The sequence below is a fragment of the Micromonospora sp. CNZ322 genome, from assembly GCF_007827755.1.
Map to the genome: position 1 here is coordinate 238852 of NZ_VITD01000003.1, position 17495 is coordinate 256346.

The window sequence follows — 17495 nt, forward strand, 5'->3', positions numbered from 1 at the left end:
CCCGGCTGTGCCGCTGCGCGCCCACCACCGGTCGCCGCATGATTGGATACATCGGCAGGCACGTCGCGAAGAGGGAGGGCCTGGACATGGCCGAGGAGATCCGCGCCGAGATGGTGGCCAACGTCTGGAAGGTCGTCGCCACGGCGGGTGACACGGTGACCGAGGGCGACACCCTGGTGATCCTCGAGTCGATGAAGATGGAGATCCCGGTCGTCGCCGAGTCCGATGGTGTGCTCCAGCAGCTCGTCGTCAACGAGGGCGACGTCGTGCAGGACGGTGACCTGATCGCCGTGATCGCTTGACCGGGTTGCGGGTCCGTCCGGCCGAGTCGGCCGACTTCCCGGCGGTGGCCCGGCTGACCGTGGCCGCGTACGAGGCGGACGGCCAGCTCAAGGGCGAACACGGGTACGGCGAGGTGCTGGCCGACGTGCCGACCCGAGCCGCCAGTGGCGAGGTGCTGCTCGCGGTCGACGAGGTGACCGGGGCGGTGCTCGGCTCGGTCACGTTCGTGCTGCCGGGCACCCCGTTCGCCGAGCTGGCCGGGCCGGGCGAGGCGGAGTTCCGGATGCTCGCGGTCGACCCGGGCGCTCAGGGGCGGGGTGTGGGTGCCTCGCTGGTCGAGGCGTGTGTCGACCGGGCGACCGGGTTGGGTTGCACGGCGGTGGTGATCTGCGTACGGGCCGGGATGGCTGATCCGGCGCACCGGCTCTACTCGCGGCGCGGTTTCGTCCGTTCGCCGGAGAAGGACTGGTCGCCGCTGCCGGGTGTGGACCTGCTCGGCCTTCGGCTGGAGCTGACGCGCGGCTGAGCCGGCGACCGACGAGCCCGGGCCGGCACGGTCACGCCCGGTCAGGCGTTGGGCTGCGTGCCGATGGCGGCCAGCAGTTCGTCGGCCACCTCCAGGGCGAGCTTGCGGCGTTCGTCGTCGCTGATGTGCGGCGCGCGGACTGCGAACCAGCTGGTGTGCACCGCGAAGATTGACAGCGCGGCGCGTAGTTGGGCGGCGGGGGATTCATCGCCCCGGCAGAGCGCGTCGGCCAGCTCCAACATCCGACCGCGCATCTTCTTGCCGGCGGAGAGGCTCTTGAGCGCGGTCTGGTTCTGCTCGAAGAAGCGCATCACCGACGGCTGGGTGCCGTCGAACATCGTGTCGGCGTACCGGGAGATCAGCTCGCGCCGGGTGGCCAGGGTGGCGGGCTGGGTGGCGGCCCAGGCGATCAGTGCGTCCATCCCCTCCAGCCGGTCCTCGACGAAGCTGGCGACGATGTCGTCCTTGCTCTTGAAGTGGTAGTAGAGCGCGGCCTTGGTGACGTTGAGGCGCTCGGCGATTTCCCGGAGCGAGGTCTTCTCGTACCCCTGCTCGGTGAAGAGTTCGAGCGCGACGGCCTTGATCCGTTCCCGCGTTCCGCCGCCTGTGCTCTCGCTCACGCACGCCCTCCAAATGGCTTGACCGTTACTCGTACCCAACTTACCGTGCGGCTAGTAAGGTGACTAGCCGGGCGGCAAGTAAGTACGGCAATCTTCGGGGGAGCTTACCCATGACTCAGGCAACCCAGGCCGGCACTCGACCCAACAACATCCGGGTCGTGCTGTTCGGGCTGATGATCGCGATGATGCTCGCGATGCTCGACAATATGATCGTCAGCACCGCGTTACCGCGGATCGTCGGCGAGTTCGGCGGGCTCAACCACTTCACCTGGGTGGTTACCGCGTACGTCCTGGGCACCACCGTCTCCACCCCGATCTGGGGCAAGCTCGGTGACCTCTACGGCCGCAAGTCGGTCTTCCTGACCTCGGTCGTCGTCTTCCTGGTCGGCTCCGCCCTCTGTGGCATGGCCGGCTCCGGGATGCTCGGCGGTCCGGAGGACGGCATGGTCCAGCTCATCGCCTTCCGGGCCGTGCAGGGCCTCGGCGCCGGCGGCCTCATGGTCGGCGTGATGGCGATCATCGGTGACCTGGTCCCGCCCCGCGAGCGCGGGCGCTACCAGGGCATGATCGCCGGCATCATGGCCATCGCCATGGTCGCCGGCCCGCTGGCGGGCGGATTCATCACCGACCACCTCTCCTGGCGCTGGGCGTTCTACGTGAACCTGCCGCTGGGCGGAATCGCGCTGCTCGTGCTGATCACCACCATGCACCTGCCGAAGTACCGCACCGAGCACCGGATCGACTGGCTCGGCGCCGGGCTGCTCTCGGTCGGCATCACCGCGATCGTGCTCATCACCACCTGGGGCGGCAACGAGTACGACTGGACGTCCCCGCAGATCCTCGGCCTGGCCGTGCTGGCCGTCGTCGCGTTGGTGGCGTTCGGCCTGGTGGAACGCCGGGTCCAGGAGCCGATCCTGCCGCTGGCGCTCTTCGCCAACCGCAACTTCGCGCTGATCTCGGTGATCGGCTTCCTGCTCGGCTTCGCGATGTTCGGCGCGATGAACTTCCTGCCGCTCTACCAGCAGACTGTGCAGGGGGCGTCGGCCACCAACAGCGGTCTGCTGCTGCTGCCGCTGATGTTCGGCATGCTGGTCGTCTCGCTGGTCATCGGCCGGGCGATCACCCGCAACGGCAGGTACCGGGCGTACCCGATCATCGGTGGTGTGGTGATGACCGCGGGCATGGCGCTGCTGTCCATGCTCGACACCGACACCAGCAAGCTGATGTCCTCGCTCTACATGATCGTGCTCGGCGTCGGCATGGGCTTCCTCATGCAGACGTCGATGCTGATCGCCCAGAACAGCGTGGAGCAGAAGGACCTTGGCGCGGCCAGCGGCGCGGCCACCTTCTTCCGGTCGATCGGCGGCTCGTTCGGCATCTCGCTGTTCGGCGCGATCTTCGCCAACCGGCTGGCCAGCTCCGAGGGCGGTCGGGCCTTCGGTGGCGGCGAGGCCGGCGCCGGGATGGACCTGGAGAAGCTCAAGGAGCTGCCCGCTCAGGCGCGCGAGGCGGTGCTCGGTGGTCTCTCCGACGCCATCTCGCACGTCTTCCTCTGGGCGGTGCTCTTCACCATCGTGATCCCGGTGCTCGCCTGGTTCATCAAGGAGATCCCGCTGCGCACCGCGAACGAGGCGCCGCCGCAGGCCACCCCGGAGGAGGACGCCGAGGTCGCCCTCGGCAAGGCGCCGGTCGCCTGACCCAACCACGCGACACGCGCCGCGTCGACCGTCACGGTCGGCGCGGCGCGCGCCTGCTCAGGCGTTGCCAGAGGCGGCGCAGAGGGTTGCGGGGGCGGGGAAGCCGGGGGGAGTGGGCGACCAGCAGTTCGGTGGCCAGTGCCGCCGTCGCCGGATCCAACTGCGGGGCGGCGAGTGCCAGGTGAGCCAGCGAAGCGGCGATCGGGACCGGTCGGCTCCGCGCCACGGCAGCCACGTCGGCCAGCCGCTCCGCCACAACCCGGGCCACGTCCGACCGCACCGACGGGTCCACCCAGGCGGCGGTGACCAGGGCGAACAGTGCCGCCTCGGTGACCCAGTCCTCGACGCCCCAGATCAGATCGAGCAGCACCCGGCGCCGGGTCGAGCCCTCCCACGGCTCGTCGGTGCGGTGGTGCAGCAGCCCCAGACACGCCCACACCTGCACGCCACGGACCCAGACCGACGGGTCGTGGGCCGCCAGCAGCCGACCCACCGCGTTGGCCGGCGCCGCCGGCGGATGCACCAGCAGACCGAGCAGGTCGCCCAGGTCGAGGCCGGCCAGGCCCACCGCCGCGTCGTACGCCGCCGGTGGGTGTGCCCACGCCGGGTGGGCGATCTGCCCGATCCGTTCGACCGCCGTCGCCGATGGCGCCGCCAGCGCGGGTGTGGGGACCGCGTCCGCGTAGTGCCACAACCGCGCAGCGGACTCCCGCCGGGGCTCGCGCGGGTCGGGCTCCGGCGCGCCGACGACCTCGATCCGCAGCCCGGGGGCGGTGGAGATCGCCGTCCCGACCGCGCTCGGCGGGGCGGCGGCGGGTAGGCGTACGGCACCGCCGAGACCGTTGTCGTCATCGGCCACCGCCTGGCGCATCGCGTCGACCAGGGGCCCACCGGCCGGGGTGAGTTGGCCGAGCCAGGGCCGACCTCGGCAGCACTGGGCCAGGTCGCCGTGCTCGTGGCTGTCGTCCGGATGGTCCCGCACGAAGTCGGCGAGCGCGACCAGGTGGGCGAGGTCACCGTCGCGCAGGTGCCGCAGGCGGTGGGCGGTGTGCACAGCGCAGTCGAACGACGGATCGCGCGACAGCGCCCGCTCGGTCCACTCCAACGCCTCGTCCAGCCGGCCGATCTCTGCCAGGGTGCCGGCGATGTCCGCGTAGATCGCCAGGTCGTCGGGGTCGAGCTCGACGGCCCGACCGAGGGCCGCGAGGCCGTCGCGGGTCCGGCCCGAGCTGCGGTACGCGTACCCGAGCCACACCTCGCCCATCTTCGAGGGCTGTGCGCGTACCCCTCGGGTGGCCCAGCGGACCGCCAGCTCGACCTCACCGAGGCGCCGGGCTAGCGCGGACGCTGCGCCCAGCAGCAGGCCGTGTTCGGGGTGCACGGTGGCGGCGTTGCGGGCGAGCGTGAGGTACGGGGTCAGCGGGGCCCGGCCGATCCGTGGCACCGGGTCGGGCAGTGCGGCGCAGACCTGCATGAGGACGCGGGCGATGTGCTCCGGGTCCAGTCGTTCGGCCAGCTCGGGCGCGGTGACCCAGGGCACGCCGGCCCACTCGGTGCCGGGGGCGTACGACGTTGCCGCGGCCAGCAGCTCCAGCCCTTCGGCGGGGCGCCCGGCGGTGGCGAGGAGGTGGGCGCGGGCGACGACCGCACCGACGAAGGTGTGGTGATTGATCGGGAAGAGGTCGAGGCCGCCGCCGCTCGTCGCGGCGAGCCGGGCCAGCGTCTCGTGCACCTCCGGCAGGGTGGGGGCCCGTGCCAGAGCGCCGGCGAGATGGCCGGCGGCGTGGTGCAGGTCGCCCTCGTCGAGTGCCAGCCGGGCCAGCGCCAGCTCCTCCGTCGCGGAGAGCGCGGGATCGTCCGTTCCCTCGGGCACGTCGTCCTCTCGTGGCAGTTAGACCGGGCACAACGGGTAAAGCCTAGTTGATATTGAGATCAACTGGTGATCACCTGCGCAGTCCTGCTCGTTCGATTGCTGAGATACGCTCAAAAGTGCAAGACTGAGCAAGAATCGCGCGGCAACCGCGCAGGGGGAGGGGTTTCCGTGACACGTGCAGGGGCTGGAATGGCCGCCGACATCGACGAGCAGCCAGCTGGCTACGCGCGCCTGCTCTCCGCCGCCAACGCCGCCGAGATCGCCCGGGTGGCGGCGGTCATCGCGGAACGTCGGCCACGGCACGTGGTCTTCACCGCGCGGGGCACCTCCGATCACGCGGCGCTCTACGGGGCGTACCTGACCGAGATCCGGCTCGGCCTGCCCGCCGGGCTGGCGTCGCCCAGCGTCGTCACCCTGTACGGGGCTCGCCCCGACCTCTCCGATGCGCTGGTCGTCGGGGTCAGCCAGAGCGGCGGCTCGCCCGATCTGGCCGAGGTGCTGCGCGCCGCCCGAGCCTCCGGTGCGCTGACCCTCGCGGTGACCAACGCCCCCGACTCGCCGCTGGTCGACGTGGCCGAGCTGAGCGTCGACATCGCCGCCGGGCACGAGCGGGCGGTGGCCGCCACCAAGACGTACACCGCCGAGCTGCTCGCCCTGCTGATGCTGGTGGAGGGGATCCGGGCCGGCGACGGCGTGCTCCCGAAGGCCGAACGGGAGGCGCTTGACGCACTGCCCGAGCTGGCCGCCCGCACCCTGGCCGACGGCACCCCGGCCCAGCTCGCCCCGCGTTACCGGTTCGCCCGTCAGCTGGTCACCACCGGCCGGGGGTACGCGTACCCCACCGCGCGGGAGGCCGCGCTGAAGCTGATGGAGACCTCGTACCTGCCGGCGCTCGCCTTCTCCGGCGCCGACCTGCTGCACGGCCCGCTCGCGATGACCGACCCGGAGGTCCCGGTGCTCGCCGTGGTCGGCTCCGGCCCCGGTGGCCGGTCGATGGGTGAGGTGCTGCCCCGCCTCGGCGAACGCCGCGCCGACGTCGTGGTGGTCGGCTCCGCCGACGTGCCGGGTGCCACCCGGCTGGCCGTCCCCGAGGTCGACGAGCGGTACGCCCCGCTGCTGGACATCCTGCCGATGCAGCGGTTGGCGCTGGCACTGGCACTCACCCGAGGCGAGGACCCGGACGCGCCGCGCGGTTTGAAGAAGGTCACCGCGACGATGTGAGACGCGGCGTGGCACCCTGGTCACCGTGTCCACGCTGCGCGACCTCGCCGAGGAGCACACCCATCTCCGTCCGGCCGACATCGACCACCTGCACCGGATTGCCGGCGACTGGCAACTGCTCTCCGACCTGTCCTTCGCTGACCTGCTGCTCTGGGTGCCGGTCGACGCCGACGGCACGTTCCTCTGCGTCGCCCAGGTGCGCCCGACCACCGCACCGACCGCCTACCAGGACGACCAGGTAGGTCGGATCGTCGGCGGGCCGGAGGTGGCCCACCTGGAGGTGGCGTACTCCCAGGGCCGGATCTGGCGCGAGGGCGACCCGGTCTGGTACGGCGACGTGCCTGCCCGGCACGAGGCGATCCCGGTTCGGCTGCGTACCGCCGAGGGGGAGGCCGGCGAGGTGATCGCCGTGGTGGGGCGGGACACCAACCTCTCCACCGCGCGTACGCCCAGCCAGCTGGAGCTCAACTACCTCACCACGGCCGACGACCTGGCGCAGATGATCGCGGACGGCACCTTCCCGCCGCCAAGGCATCCGGGCGAGACCACCTCGGCACCCCGGGTCGGCGACGGCCTGGTCCGGCTCGACGCCGGCGGCAAGGTCACCTATGCCAGCCCGAACGCGCAGTCCGCGTACCGCCGACTGGGCTACGCCTCGCACCTGGTGGGGGAGGACCTGGCCGCGTTGCACCGTCGGCTGGCCGGTGACCCGCTGGACGGCACCGAGGCCTCGAACGGCATCCTGGCCGCGCTGCGCGGTGAGGCGCCACCCCGCCGGGAGATCGACGCACGAGGTGCCACGATGCTCACCCGGGCGCTGCCGCTGATGCCGGCCGGGGTGCCGATCGGAGCGTTGGTGCTGGTCCGGGACATCACCGAGGTTCGCCGCCGGGACCGGGCACTGATCACCAAGGACGCCACCATCCGGGAGATCCACCACCGGGTGAAGAACAATCTCCAGACGGTGGCCGCGCTGCTGCGGTTGCAGGCCCGCCGGGTGGCGATGCCGGAGGCCCGGGTCGCGCTTGAGGAATCGGTCCGTCGGGTCGCCTCGATCGCCCTGGTGCACGAGACGCTCTCGATGTCCAGCGACGAGGCGGTGGAGTTCGACGGCATCGTCGACCGGGTGGCAAGCGCGGCGACCGAGGTCGCGGCGACCGAGGTGAGCGTCGGCATGCGCCGGCGGGGCAGCTTCGGCGTACTGCCGGCGGAGATCGCCACCTCGCTGGTGATGGTCCTCAACGAGTTGCTGCTCAACGCCGTCGAGCACGGCTTCCCGCCGGCCGACGAGGCGGAGGAGGCGCCGGTGGCCGCCGCCTCCGGCATGGTGCCGGTCGCCGCTCCCGAGGTGGACCCGTCGCTGCGGCCCGAGGTGGTGGTCTCCGCGCACCGGTTCCGCAAGATGCTGCACGTCTCGGTGACCGACAACGGGCGCGGCCTGCCCCCGGACTTCGACGCCGAACGCGGCAGCCGGCTCGGCCTCCAGATCGTCCGAGCCCTGATCACCGGTGAGCTGCGCGGCACCATCGAACTGCGCGCCGGCGCCAACGGTGGCACCGAGGCCATGCTGATCGTCCCGCTGGCCCGCAACACCCACGACGGCCGCTCGCAGGCCTGACCGCCGCGCCGCTCGCCCCCTTCCGCGTGCTGCGGACCGGCGGCCGGCCCGGCGGAGGCGCGCCTAGCCGTAGCCAGAGCGCTGGCAGCGCGTGACGCGTTCGCGGGCCCGGCGTGGTGGCGTGTCCGGCCGAGCGGTCGCCGTTGTGAGCGCTGGGAACGGCCCGAGCAGCGACGGGCCCGACGCGGCAACCCGGGGCTGTGTCAACGGGTCAACGGTCGGCGCGGTTGGTCAGCAGGGCGACGGTGAGGCCGGGGCGCTGCCAGACCTGGGTGACGATGAAGTCCCTGCGCAGCGCGTCGCCCTTGGCGCCGGGCACGGCGGCCAGCGGCTCGGCGTTCCGGCCGGAGACGACGAGCCACACCCGTGTCGTACCGGCCAGGCACTGTGCTGGCTGTGGGCACTCAGCGGCCCACAGATCGCCGCGGCGGACCTCGTCCTCGGTGACCAGCACGTCGCGTGGCGGGTCGCTGAGGTGGTACTTGATGCCGAGATCGAGGAAGAGCCAGCTGTGCCGGGGCGAGTAGACCACCGCGTCCCCCGGGCGTTGACCGTCGGCGATCACCCGGGCCGCCCCCGCATAGTCCACCGGCGCGCTGCGCGGCCACTCGTGGGTCCGTCGCAGCGCGGCCTGGTCGGGTAGGCCGAGCAGCCCGGCCAGGACCACCACGGCGAGCGCGGCCGGAGCGGCCACGGCAGCCAGCGCCGCGCCCGCCAGCAGGCACGCGAAGGGCACCACGAAGACCAGGTACCGGGGCACCCACAGCGGTACGACAGTGCCGGCGGCGAAGAGCAGCAGTACGGGCAGCAGCACCGCGCCGACCGGCAGCAGGGCGCGTCGCCCGAGTCGGGCCGCGCCCAGCGCGGCGACCCCGACCAGGAGTCCACCGACCACACTGCTCTGGGTGACGCCGCCGGGCAGCGCGGTGAGGTCGTCCAGCCGGGCCAGGTGGACCCAGTTCAACTGCCGGGACTGCTGGGTCCGGGCCTTGACCAGCAGCGGGCCGGTCAGCAGCGCGACCGGCACCACGGCGACCAGCCACCGCCACATTCGCCGGTCCCGCCCGGCGTCGGGCTGGGACGGGGTGGCGATGCCGGCCGAGGCCGGGCCCCGCCACCAGGCGATGAGAACGACCAGCGCGTGGGCGGCGAGCACTGTGAGCGCGATCAGGTGAATGAGCCCGAGAGCGGCGACGGCGGCGGCGTAACCGGCCCAGCGGGACCAGCTCGGTCGACGCAGCGCGGTCACCAGCAGCACTGTGGCGAGCACGGCGAGCATGGTGGCCAGCGCGTACGGGCGAGCCTCCTGCCCGTAGCGGGAGGTGCCAGGGAGCACCGCGAACAGCAGCCCGGCGAAGAGGCCGCCGCGCCGGTCGACGAGCCGCGCGCCGAGCACGGCGAGCAACCCGGCGGCCACTGTCATCGCCAACACGGCCGGTACGCGCAGGGCGATCGTGGAGTCGCCGAAGACCCTCGTCCAGAGGTGCATCAGCAGGTAGTACGGCCCGGTGGCGGCGTCGATGGTGCCGGCCAGTCGGGCCAGGTCGCCGGGCGACCGGGTGGCCGCGCTCCACGTCGCCAGCTCGTCGCGCCAGAGCTGGGCGGAGCCCAGCCCGGTCAGGGTCACCGCCAGGGTCAACAGCGCCGGGGGGAGCCAGACCGGCAGGCGGCGCAGGTGCTCCCACGTCGCTCCGGCCGACCTCTCGGACAATTGCCCCACGGTCCGAGCCTGCCACGGCCACCCCCTCCGTGGGCGTCAGCCGGCGGCAGGTGGCGGGCGCCAGGCGGGCATCACGTCGTTCGGCCGGGCGGTCTTCGCCGGATCACGCTCCACGAGTTCGTCGAGAACGGCGTCGATTTCGGCCATCAGCTCGTCGTCGAGCCGTACCAAGGCGGCCTTGGCCGTCTCGGCGAGCTGTTCGGGCCGTGACGCGCCGACGATCGCGCCCGCCACGGTCGGCCGGCGCAGCACCCACGCCACCGCCAACTGGGCCATCGTGCAGCCGGCGGCCTGGGCGATCGGCCGGAGCTGGCGTACCCGGGAGAGCAGCAGATCCGACGAGTAGCGGGCGATGAACGGGCCACCGAAACCGTCGGTGGCCCGGGAGCCGGCGGGCGGGCGTCGGCCAGGTTCGTACCGACCGGTCAGCACGCCCATCGCGAGCGGCGACCAGGCGAGCTGGCCCAGGCCGAGGTCGGCGCAGGCGGGCGACACCTCGGCCTCCACCACCCGCCACAGCATGGAGTACTGCGGCTGGTTGGCGATGAACGGGATGTGCAGCTCGGCGGCGAGCCGGAGGCCCGCGCGCAGCTGCGGGGCGGTCCACTCGGAGGCGCCGACGTAGAGCACCTTGCCCTGGCGGACCAGGTCGGCGAAGGCGAGCATCGTCTCCGCCAGCGGCACGCTGTCGTCGTACCGGTGCGCCTGATAGAGGTCGAGGTAGTCGGTGCCCAGCCGGCTCAGCGAGGCGTGACAGCCCTCGATGATGTGCTTGCGGGACAGCCCGGCGTCGTTGGCCCCCGGCCCGACCGGCAGGCACACCTTCGTGCACAGCTCGACCGAGCTGCGCCGGACACCGCTCAGCGCCTTGCCCAACGCCTCCTCGGCCCGCCCCTGGGCGTACCGGTCGGCGGTGTCGAACGTGGTGATGCCCGCGTCCAGGGCGGCGGTCACGCACGCGGCCGCCGCGTCGTCGTCGAGCTGGTTGCCGTGGGTGACCCAGTTGCCGTACGCGACCGCGCTGACGCGCAGGCCCGACCGGCCCAGTTGCCTGTACTCCATGGCGAGAATCGTCGGGCCGCCCGGCGCTGTCGCCGAACCGTTCGAACGTGGTCGAATCGGTGGGTGATCGAGGTCCGGTTCTCGCCCGACGACCTGAGCCGGGTCAGGTTCGTGCACTCGCCCCTGGCCGAGTTGGTGGCCAGCTCCTGGGCGTTACGCAAGCCGGCGAAGTACTGGATGCACCGGCCATGGCGGGAGCGTGCGGAGCGGTTGCTGCCGGATGCCGGCCTGGAACCGCTGTTGGCGGTGCTCAGGTCGTCCAACGGTTACGTGCCGGATTTCCTCACCCCGATCGGAGTGGCACCGAACCTGGCCGCCGAGCTGCGGGCGGTCGCCGGCACCGACCCGTCCCGGATGCGCCGGCAACTGGAGCGGGCCGGCGCACCCCGGCTGTCCCCGGACGAGTTGGTCGCGCAACTCCACAGGTACTTCACCCTGTTGATCGCACCGGACTGGCCCCGGTTGCGGGCGCTCGCGCTGGCCGACATCCGGCGGCGGACGCTGCTCGCCGCCGAGCAGGGCGGGCGGACCCTGCTTCGCGAGGTGCACCCGTTGATTCGGTGGGACGGCGCGGCGCTGCGGGTCGCCGTCGGCACGACAGTGCCGGCCGGCCTGGACGGACGCCCGTGGACGCTGCTGCCCACCGCGTTCTCCGGGCCGACGGTGCACGCGATCATGGAGGGCGACGCCGGGCCCGCCCTCTGCTATCCACCGACCGGGCTGGGCGGGCTGTGGGATTCGCCGGCGCCCAGCGCGGCGCTCGGCGCCCTGCTCGGCGGTACCCGGGCGGCGGCGCTCTCCCTGCTCGACTCGCCGCTGAGCACCGGGGAGCTGGCCGCGATGCTGGGTCTCGCGCCGGCGACGGCGTCGCACCACCTCACCACGCTGCGGGACAACGGCCTGATCGTCGGCGTACGACAGGGGCGGGTGGTGCGTTATGCCCGAACTGTCCTTGGTGACCAGCTGGTCGGCTGAGCCGCGGCCCGTGATGTGGGATCCAGCACGTGGACATTGGCCGGCCCCCTTGGGGTGTGGCAGCATGGGCCCATGACCGCCGCAGTCGTCCGCCGCTTCGTGGCACGTCGCCACGTCGATTACGGCCGCGTGCGCAGCGCGATCTGTCCGGCCTACTGACGACGCCCGACCATTCTGTCTCGGGCGCGCTCCGCGCCGGCTGTCTGAAGACACCGTTGTCCCGCCCGCTTCGCCGGGCCGGCCGCCGCGCCCCGCGTATCCCGAGGCACAGCAGACAACGGAGGACGCCGCGATGGCGGTCAGCAGCATCCCGGCCCGTTCCGAGGACCCGACGGCTCGCCCGACCCGAGCGCCGCGCCGGCCACGGGGTGAGGGTCAGTGGGCGCTCGGCCACCGCGAGCCGCTCAACCCCAACGAGCGGATCAAGAAGGACGACGACCCGCTCAACGTCCGGGCCCGCATCGAGACCATCTACGCGCACCGCGGCTTCGCCTCGATCGACCCGCAGGACCTGCGGGGCCGGTTCCGCTGGTGGGGCCTCTACACCCAGCGCAAGGCGGGCATCGACGGCGGGCGTACCGCCGTGCTGGAGCCGCACGAGCTGGAGGACGAGTTCTTCATGCTCCGGGTCCGCATCGACGGCGGGCAGCTCAGCCTTGCCCAGCTGCGCGTGATCGCGGACATCTCCCGGGAGTTCGCGCGGGACACCGCCGACATCACCGACCGGCAGAACATCCAGTACCACTGGATCCGGGTCGAGGACATGCCGGAGATCTGGCGTCGGCTGGAGTCGGTCGGTTTGCAGACCACCGAGGCGTGCGGCGACTGCCCGCGGATCGTGCTGGGCAGCCCGGTCGCCGGGGTGGCCCGCGACGAGCTGCTCGACCCGACTCCGGCGATCGACGAGATCGTCTCCCGGTACGTCGGCGACAAGCAGTTCTCCAACCTGCCCCGCAAGTTCAAGACGTCGATCTCCTGGCTGGTGGACACCCCGTACGAGTCGAACGACATCGCCTTCCTCGGTGTCGACCACCCGGAGCACGGGCCCGGCTTCGACGTCTGGGTCGGTGGGGGCCTCTCCACGAACCCGATGCTCGCCAAGCGGCTCGGCGTCTGGGTGCCGCTGGCCGAGGTGCCGGACGTGTGGGCCGGAGTGGTCGGGATCTTCCGCGACTACGGCTACCGCCGACTGCGCAACCGGGCCCGGTTGAAGTTCCTGGTGGCCGACTGGGGCGTGGAGCGCTTCCGCGAGGTCCTGGAGAAGGACTACCTCGGTCGTACGCTGCTCGACGGCCCGCCGCCGGTCCTGCCGTCGAAGCCGGTCGACCACGTGGGCGTGCACGAGCAGTCCGACGGGCGGCACTACGTGGGCGCCGCTCCCGTGGTGGGGCGGGTCTCCGGCGCGCAGCTCAGCCAGCTGGCCGACGTGGTCGAGGCGCACGGCAGCGATCGGGTGCGGCTCACCCCGTACCAGAAGCTGCTGGTGCTCGACGTGCCGTCGGAGCGGACGGAGTCACTGATCGACGCGCTGCGCGGGATCGGTCTGGAGGCCCGGCCGTCGGCCTGGCGGCGCGGCACGATGGCGTGCACCGGCATCGAGTACTGCAAGCTCGCCATCGTCGAGACGAAGGCCCGCGGCGAGGAGTTGGTGGCCCGGTTGGAGCAGCGGCTGCGCGACTTCGACGCGGATATTTCGATCCACATCAACGGCTGCCCGAACGCGTGCGCACGCACCCAGGTGGCCGACATCGGGCTCAAGGGTCAACTGGTGGTCGGCCCGGACGGCCGGCAGGTCGAGGGTTTCCAGGTGCACCTGGGCGGCGGGCTGGGCATGGCCCAGGGGCAGACCGCCGGTTTCGGCCGCAAGCTCCGCGGCCTGAAGACCACCGCCGACGAACTTCCGGAGTACGTGGAACGGCTGGCCCGTCGCTACCTGGCCGGTCGGAGCGAGGGCGAGACGTTCGCCAACTGGGTGATCAGAGTCGACGAGGAGGAACTGCGGTGAGCAGCGAGAACCGAGCGGCACCTCTGTACTGCCCGTACTGCGGCGAGGAGGACCTGCGGCCGCACGAGGCGGGTCACGGCGCCTGGGAGTGCCACGCCTGCACCCGGGTCTTCTCGGTGAAGTTCACCGGGTTGCTGAGTCGGGCGGTGACCTCATGAGTCTCGTCTCGGCCGCGAGCCTGCGACTGGTGGGCCCGGGCGGCTCGACGCCGGCCGACCCGACCCGGCGCGACCCGGACGAGCTGCGGTCCCTGGCCGAGCAGGCCGCTCGGGACCTGGAGGGCGCCCCGGCACTGGAGATCGCCCGCTGGGCGGCGCAGACCTTCGGTGAGCGGTTCTGCGTGACCAGCTCGATGGCCGACGCCGTGCTGGCGCACCTGGTCTCCCGGGTGGCCCCCGGGGTGGACGTGGTCTTCCTCGACACCGGCCTGCACTTCCCCGAGACGCTGCGGGTACGCGACGAGGTCGCCCGGACGCTGCCGGTGAACGTCAGGTCGATCCGGCCCCGGCTCACCGTCGGCCAGCAGGACGGCCAGTACGGGCCCCGGCTGTTCAACAAGTCGCCGGACGACTGCTGCCAGTTGCGCAAGGTGGAGCCGCTGGAACGGGCGCTGACCGGGTACGACGCCTGGGCTGCCGGTCTGCGTCGGGACGAGTCGCCGAGCCGGGCCAACACACCGGTGGTGACCTTCGACGCGCGTCGGGGCAAGGTCAAGGTCAACCCGATCGCGGCCTGGTCGCAGAAGGATGTGGACTCCTACATCGCCCGCTTCAACGTGCCGGTCAACGAGCTGTTCAAGCAGGGTTACGGGTCGATCGGCTGCTGGCCGTGCACCCGCCGTACCAAGGCCGGCGAGGACGCGCGGGCCGGCCGGTGGGCCATGTTCGAGAAGACCGAGTGCGGGCTGCACGTCTGACCTCCCCGGCGGCGACCCTGACCGGCCCCGGTGCGGCTGGCGGGGCGGACCCGGTGGTGCTGGTCGCGCACGGCAGCCGTGACCCGCGGGCGGCCGATGCCACCCGGGCGCTGGCTCGGGCGGTGTCGGCGGCCCGGCCGGGCACACCGGTGTGGGCGAGTTGGCTGGACCACACCGAGCCGGGGCCGACCGAGGTGCTGCGCGACCTGGCCGTGGCCGGTCATCGCCGGGCGGTGCTGGTGCCTCTGCTGCTGACCGCCGCGTACCACCATCGGGTGGACATTCCGGCGGCGGTTGCCGCAGCGGCACGGTCCGGGCCACCACTGTCGGTACGGGTGACCGATGTGCTCGGCCCGGCGGACGACACGCCCGATCCTGCGCTGCTGGCCGGGTTGTGCCGGCGGCTGGGTGAGACGCGTCCGGGCCGCTTCGACGCGTTGGTGCTGGCCGCGGCGGGCACCCGGGACGCGCGGGCGCGACGATCGGTGGGCCGGGTCGCCGACGCGCTCGGCGTGGAGTTCGGGGTGCCCTGCCGGGTGGCGTACGCCTCGGCGGCTCCACCGGCGACCGGTGTGGCGGTGTCCCGGCTGCGGGCATCCGGCGCGCGCCGGGTCGCGGTGGCCGCCTACTTCCTGGCGCCGGGGCTGTTCCACGACGCGGTGACCGAGGCGGCCGGGGCGGCGGGTGCGGTGGCGGTCGCCGCGCCGCTGACCGACGCACCGGAGTTGGTCGAGCTGGTGCTGCGTCGGGTCGACGACCTGCCAGTGCTGGCGTCTACGGGCTGATAACCCGTGCTGGCACTGTGTGATCCGGTGCCGGACAGCAGAACGCCCCGGTGGGCGAACCCACCGGGGCGTACAGCTGTGTGTTGGGGATCAGGCAGAGTGAGCGCGCAGCACCCGGAGACCGCCACGCCGCTTGACGGCGCGCCGCTCCTCCTCGCTCATTCCGCCCCAGACGCCGGCGTCCTGACCAGACTCGAGTGCCCACTGAAGGCACTGGTCGGTCACGGAGCAGCGCCTGCAGACGGCCTTGGCCTGCTCGACCTGCAGCAGAGCCGGTCCGGACGTCCCGATCGGGAAGAACAGCTCCGGGTCTTCGTCGCGGCAGACACTATGGTGACGCCAGTCCATGGCGGCAACACTCCTCATTCTGGATGGGTGGCGAACAATTGCTTGGTCGTGCTTTTCCTATATGCATCCGCAGTGCCGATGGTGACAGTTAGCATCCGTCCATTCGGCAGTGCGTGAGCAGGCGTTCAGCGCCGGGGACCTGCTGGAACAGCTCAACCTGACGAGCATATCCAGGCAATGTCCCGGTAACTCAAGTTCGCTTGTGAATACTTTCACGAACAGTCGCGATGTCAAGGGTGACGCTCGGAAAAACTCCGGTCGGTGAGCAAGCCCACAACCCCTTTGTCCGGGTTCCAGTGCTTTCCTGGTTACCCGCCGTGCCACAGCCGAGGATCAATATAGTACAGTCCGCGTGACATTGCTGACATTTCCGGCACCCGCCCCTCGGTGTGGCGGCGACCAGGTCGATCGGTTGTGGCCACCGTGTCGACCAAGGGCAGTACCCGAGACCTAGCAGATTACTCTCAGTGCGGCCGGAACGGAGGTGAATCTGACTTTCTCCCGCTCGCCGAGATAGTCCCCGTCCAGCTGGAAGGCCTGCGGACGGCTGGAGACCAGCGTGAACTTCGCCGTGTCATGGAGTCGTAACACCTGCCGACCGTGCGGATCCGGTTGCCGGGACAGGAACTGCGTCACTGTCCGTGTTGTGCTAGCCACCCGGAGCTGACGCAACGCCAGCACATCCAGCCCGAGATCGAACGACGCCGCCGGGTTCGGGTTGACCTCCCGGTCGCCCAGGTACGTCCAGGGGGCCGTGTTCTGGATGATGACGGTGGCCAGCTCAGCCTCCGCTGGCTCTCCCGGACGCTCCAGCACGATCGCCGGGTGCCGCCGGTCCGAGGCGAAGAAGTACTGATTCATGATCGAACGCAGATAGAGCGACGGTGTGGAGACCCGCCCCTTCCGCCGGGCCTGCTCCACCCGGTGGATCACAGCGGCGTCCAGGCCGAAGCCGGCGCAGAAGGTGAAGTAGCGGTCGTCGGCGAGGCCCAGACCCACCGTCCGGCTCCGGCCCAGCCGCAGTCCTTCCAGGATCATGCTGGTCGCCTCCGGCCACTCCCGGGGCAGACCCACCGCACGGGCGAACACGTTTGTCGAGCCACCGGGGACGGTCGCCAGCGCGGGCAGTCGCTCGGCCATCGGCGCGTCGCCGGCGCGAGTCGGCGGTTCGGCCGTCATCAGGCCGTTCACCACCTCGTTCACCGTGCCATCGCCACCCAGGGTGACGACCAGGTCGACGCCCTCAGCGGCTGCCTCCCGGGCCAACGCCACGGCGTGCCCACGCCGACGGGTGTAGCGCACGCTGAGATCGACTTCGCTGCGCAGCGCCCGGACGAGCACGTCCCGGCTGCGTTCGCTGGTGGTGGTGGCCTTCGGATTGACCACCAGGACGGCCCGCATGGGCGGCACTGTACCTTCCGGCAGCCCGGGTATCGTGGCGCGCGTGACCATCGACTCGGACCCGATCCCCGTCACGCTCCGCTGGGCGGTCCGGCTGCTGTGGGCGGAGGCGGCCGTCGTCGGGCTGATCGCCGTCTGGTTGGTCTGGGCCGACCTCACGGCCACCCGTACCGACCTGCTGGCGGCGTTGCTGGTGACCGCGTTCGCCATCGGGGCGGCCGTCGTGCTCTGGGCCCTGGGTCGCGCGCTGCTGCGCCGTCAGGCGGGCGCACGAGCTCCCGCGATCGTGCTTCAGCTGATGCTGCTGCCGATCGGGTGGTTCATGATCCAGGCTGGCCTGGGCTGGCTGGGCGTGCCGCTGATGGCGCTCGGCCTGGGCGTGGCCTGGCTGCTGATCTGCCCTCCGACGACCCGCGCCCTCGGCTTCGAGTGACCGCGCCGGTGCG

16 protein-coding genes and 1 pseudogene are annotated in these 17495 nt (G+C 71.9%); 11 read left to right on the forward strand and 6 right to left on the reverse strand.

The features are described 5' to 3' along the window. The first annotated feature begins 80 nt into the window (after positions 1 to 80). A complete protein-coding gene (locus tag FB453_RS09730) occupies positions 81 to 302 on the forward strand; it encodes a biotin/lipoyl-binding carrier protein (RefSeq protein WP_181518367.1) in 222 nt (73 codons plus the stop codon). Beyond that, positions 299 to 808: a GNAT family N-acetyltransferase gene (locus FB453_RS09735; RefSeq protein WP_145789278.1), complete on the forward strand. Its 510-nt coding sequence runs from the start codon at positions 299 to 301 to the stop codon at positions 806 to 808. Before FB453_RS09730 ends, FB453_RS09735 begins: the two co-directional genes overlap by 4 nt. Here FB453_RS09735 and FB453_RS09740 read toward each other — a convergent pair. Further along, positions 709 to 1428 (reverse strand): annotated as a pseudogene (locus FB453_RS09740) (TetR/AcrR family transcriptional regulator). The gene FB453_RS09735 and the pseudogene FB453_RS09740 overlap by 100 nt on opposite strands. Positions 1429 to 1538: 110 nt before the next feature. Here FB453_RS09740 and FB453_RS09745 point away from each other — a divergent pair. After that, positions 1539 to 3125 (forward strand): MDR family MFS transporter, encoded by a 1587-nt coding sequence (locus tag FB453_RS09745; RefSeq protein WP_091406083.1) that lies wholly within the window; start codon positions 1539 to 1541, stop codon positions 3123 to 3125. A 31-nt stretch (positions 3126 to 3156) separates the two neighbouring features. Here FB453_RS09745 and FB453_RS09750 read toward each other — a convergent pair whose 3' ends face one another. Next, complete coding sequence (locus FB453_RS09750) at positions 3157 to 4998, reverse strand: tetratricopeptide repeat protein (protein ID WP_145789282.1); 1842 nt, start codon at positions 4996 to 4998, stop codon at positions 3157 to 3159. 189 nt (positions 4999 to 5187) lie between these two features. Here FB453_RS09750 and FB453_RS09755 point away from each other — a divergent pair, with 189 nt between their 5' ends. Both FB453_RS09755 and FB453_RS09760 read left to right on the forward strand, forming a co-directional pair. Continuing rightward, positions 5188 to 6219 carry an SIS domain-containing protein gene (locus tag FB453_RS09755; RefSeq protein WP_112583670.1) on the forward strand — a complete coding sequence of 344 codons (1032 nt, stop codon included), beginning with the start codon at positions 5188 to 5190 and terminating at the stop codon, positions 6217 to 6219. A 25-nt stretch (positions 6220 to 6244) separates the two neighbouring features. Beyond that, complete coding sequence (locus tag FB453_RS09760; protein ID WP_145789284.1) at positions 6245 to 7837, forward strand: PAS domain-containing sensor histidine kinase; 1593 nt, start codon at positions 6245 to 6247, stop codon at positions 7835 to 7837. A gap of 211 nt (positions 7838 to 8048) precedes the next feature. On the opposite strand, the gene FB453_RS09765 is transcribed toward FB453_RS09760, so the two are convergent. Beyond that, complete coding sequence (locus tag FB453_RS09765) at positions 8049 to 9557, reverse strand: glycosyltransferase family 39 protein (RefSeq protein ID WP_145789286.1); 1509 nt, start codon at positions 9555 to 9557, stop codon at positions 8049 to 8051. A gap of 36 nt (positions 9558 to 9593) precedes the next feature. Next, positions 9594 to 10619, reverse strand: coding sequence for an aldo/keto reductase family protein (locus FB453_RS09770; RefSeq protein ID WP_145789288.1), 1026 nt, complete (start codon positions 10617 to 10619; stop codon positions 9594 to 9596). Between the two features lie 63 nt (positions 10620 to 10682). Between FB453_RS09770 and FB453_RS09775 the strand changes: the two genes are divergently transcribed. From FB453_RS09775 to FB453_RS09790, 5 genes are all read left to right on the forward strand, one after another. Continuing rightward, the gene (locus tag FB453_RS09775; RefSeq protein ID WP_145789290.1) at positions 10683 to 11594 is read left to right on the forward strand and encodes a helix-turn-helix domain-containing protein; all 912 of its coding nucleotides are present in this window, start codon (positions 10683 to 10685) and stop codon (positions 11592 to 11594) included. A gap of 292 nt (positions 11595 to 11886) precedes the next feature. Further along, positions 11887 to 13599 carry a nitrite/sulfite reductase gene (locus FB453_RS09780; protein ID WP_112583665.1) on the forward strand — a complete coding sequence of 571 codons (1713 nt, stop codon included), beginning with the start codon at positions 11887 to 11889 and terminating at the stop codon, positions 13597 to 13599. Then, positions 13596 to 13757: a hypothetical protein gene (locus FB453_RS34130; RefSeq protein ID WP_165435836.1), complete on the forward strand. Its 162-nt coding sequence runs from the start codon at positions 13596 to 13598 to the stop codon at positions 13755 to 13757. The genes FB453_RS09780 and FB453_RS34130 overlap by 4 nt, the downstream gene beginning before the upstream one ends. After that, complete coding sequence (locus FB453_RS09785) at positions 13754 to 14515, forward strand: phosphoadenylyl-sulfate reductase (RefSeq protein ID WP_145789292.1); 762 nt, start codon at positions 13754 to 13756, stop codon at positions 14513 to 14515. Before FB453_RS34130 ends, FB453_RS09785 begins: the two co-directional genes overlap by 4 nt. Further along, positions 14497 to 15300, forward strand: coding sequence for a sirohydrochlorin chelatase (locus FB453_RS09790; RefSeq protein WP_486480222.1), 804 nt, complete (start codon positions 14497 to 14499; stop codon positions 15298 to 15300). Before FB453_RS09785 ends, FB453_RS09790 begins: the two co-directional genes overlap by 19 nt. Positions 15301 to 15390: 90 nt before the next feature. On the opposite strand, the gene FB453_RS09795 is transcribed toward FB453_RS09790, so the two are convergent. After that, positions 15391 to 15648, reverse strand: coding sequence for a WhiB family transcriptional regulator (locus FB453_RS09795; RefSeq protein WP_088950012.1), 258 nt, complete (start codon positions 15646 to 15648; stop codon positions 15391 to 15393). Between the two features lie 450 nt (positions 15649 to 16098). After that, positions 16099 to 17049, reverse strand: a complete 951-nt coding sequence (locus tag FB453_RS09800; RefSeq protein WP_145789295.1) for a diacylglycerol kinase family protein — start codon at positions 17047 to 17049, stop codon at positions 16099 to 16101. Between the two features lie 43 nt (positions 17050 to 17092). On the opposite strand from FB453_RS09800, the gene FB453_RS09805 reads away from it, so the two are divergent. Further along, positions 17093 to 17482: a hypothetical protein gene (locus tag FB453_RS09805; protein WP_112583663.1), complete on the forward strand. Its 390-nt coding sequence runs from the start codon at positions 17093 to 17095 to the stop codon at positions 17480 to 17482. The last annotated feature ends 13 nt before the right edge of the window (positions 17483 to 17495 follow it).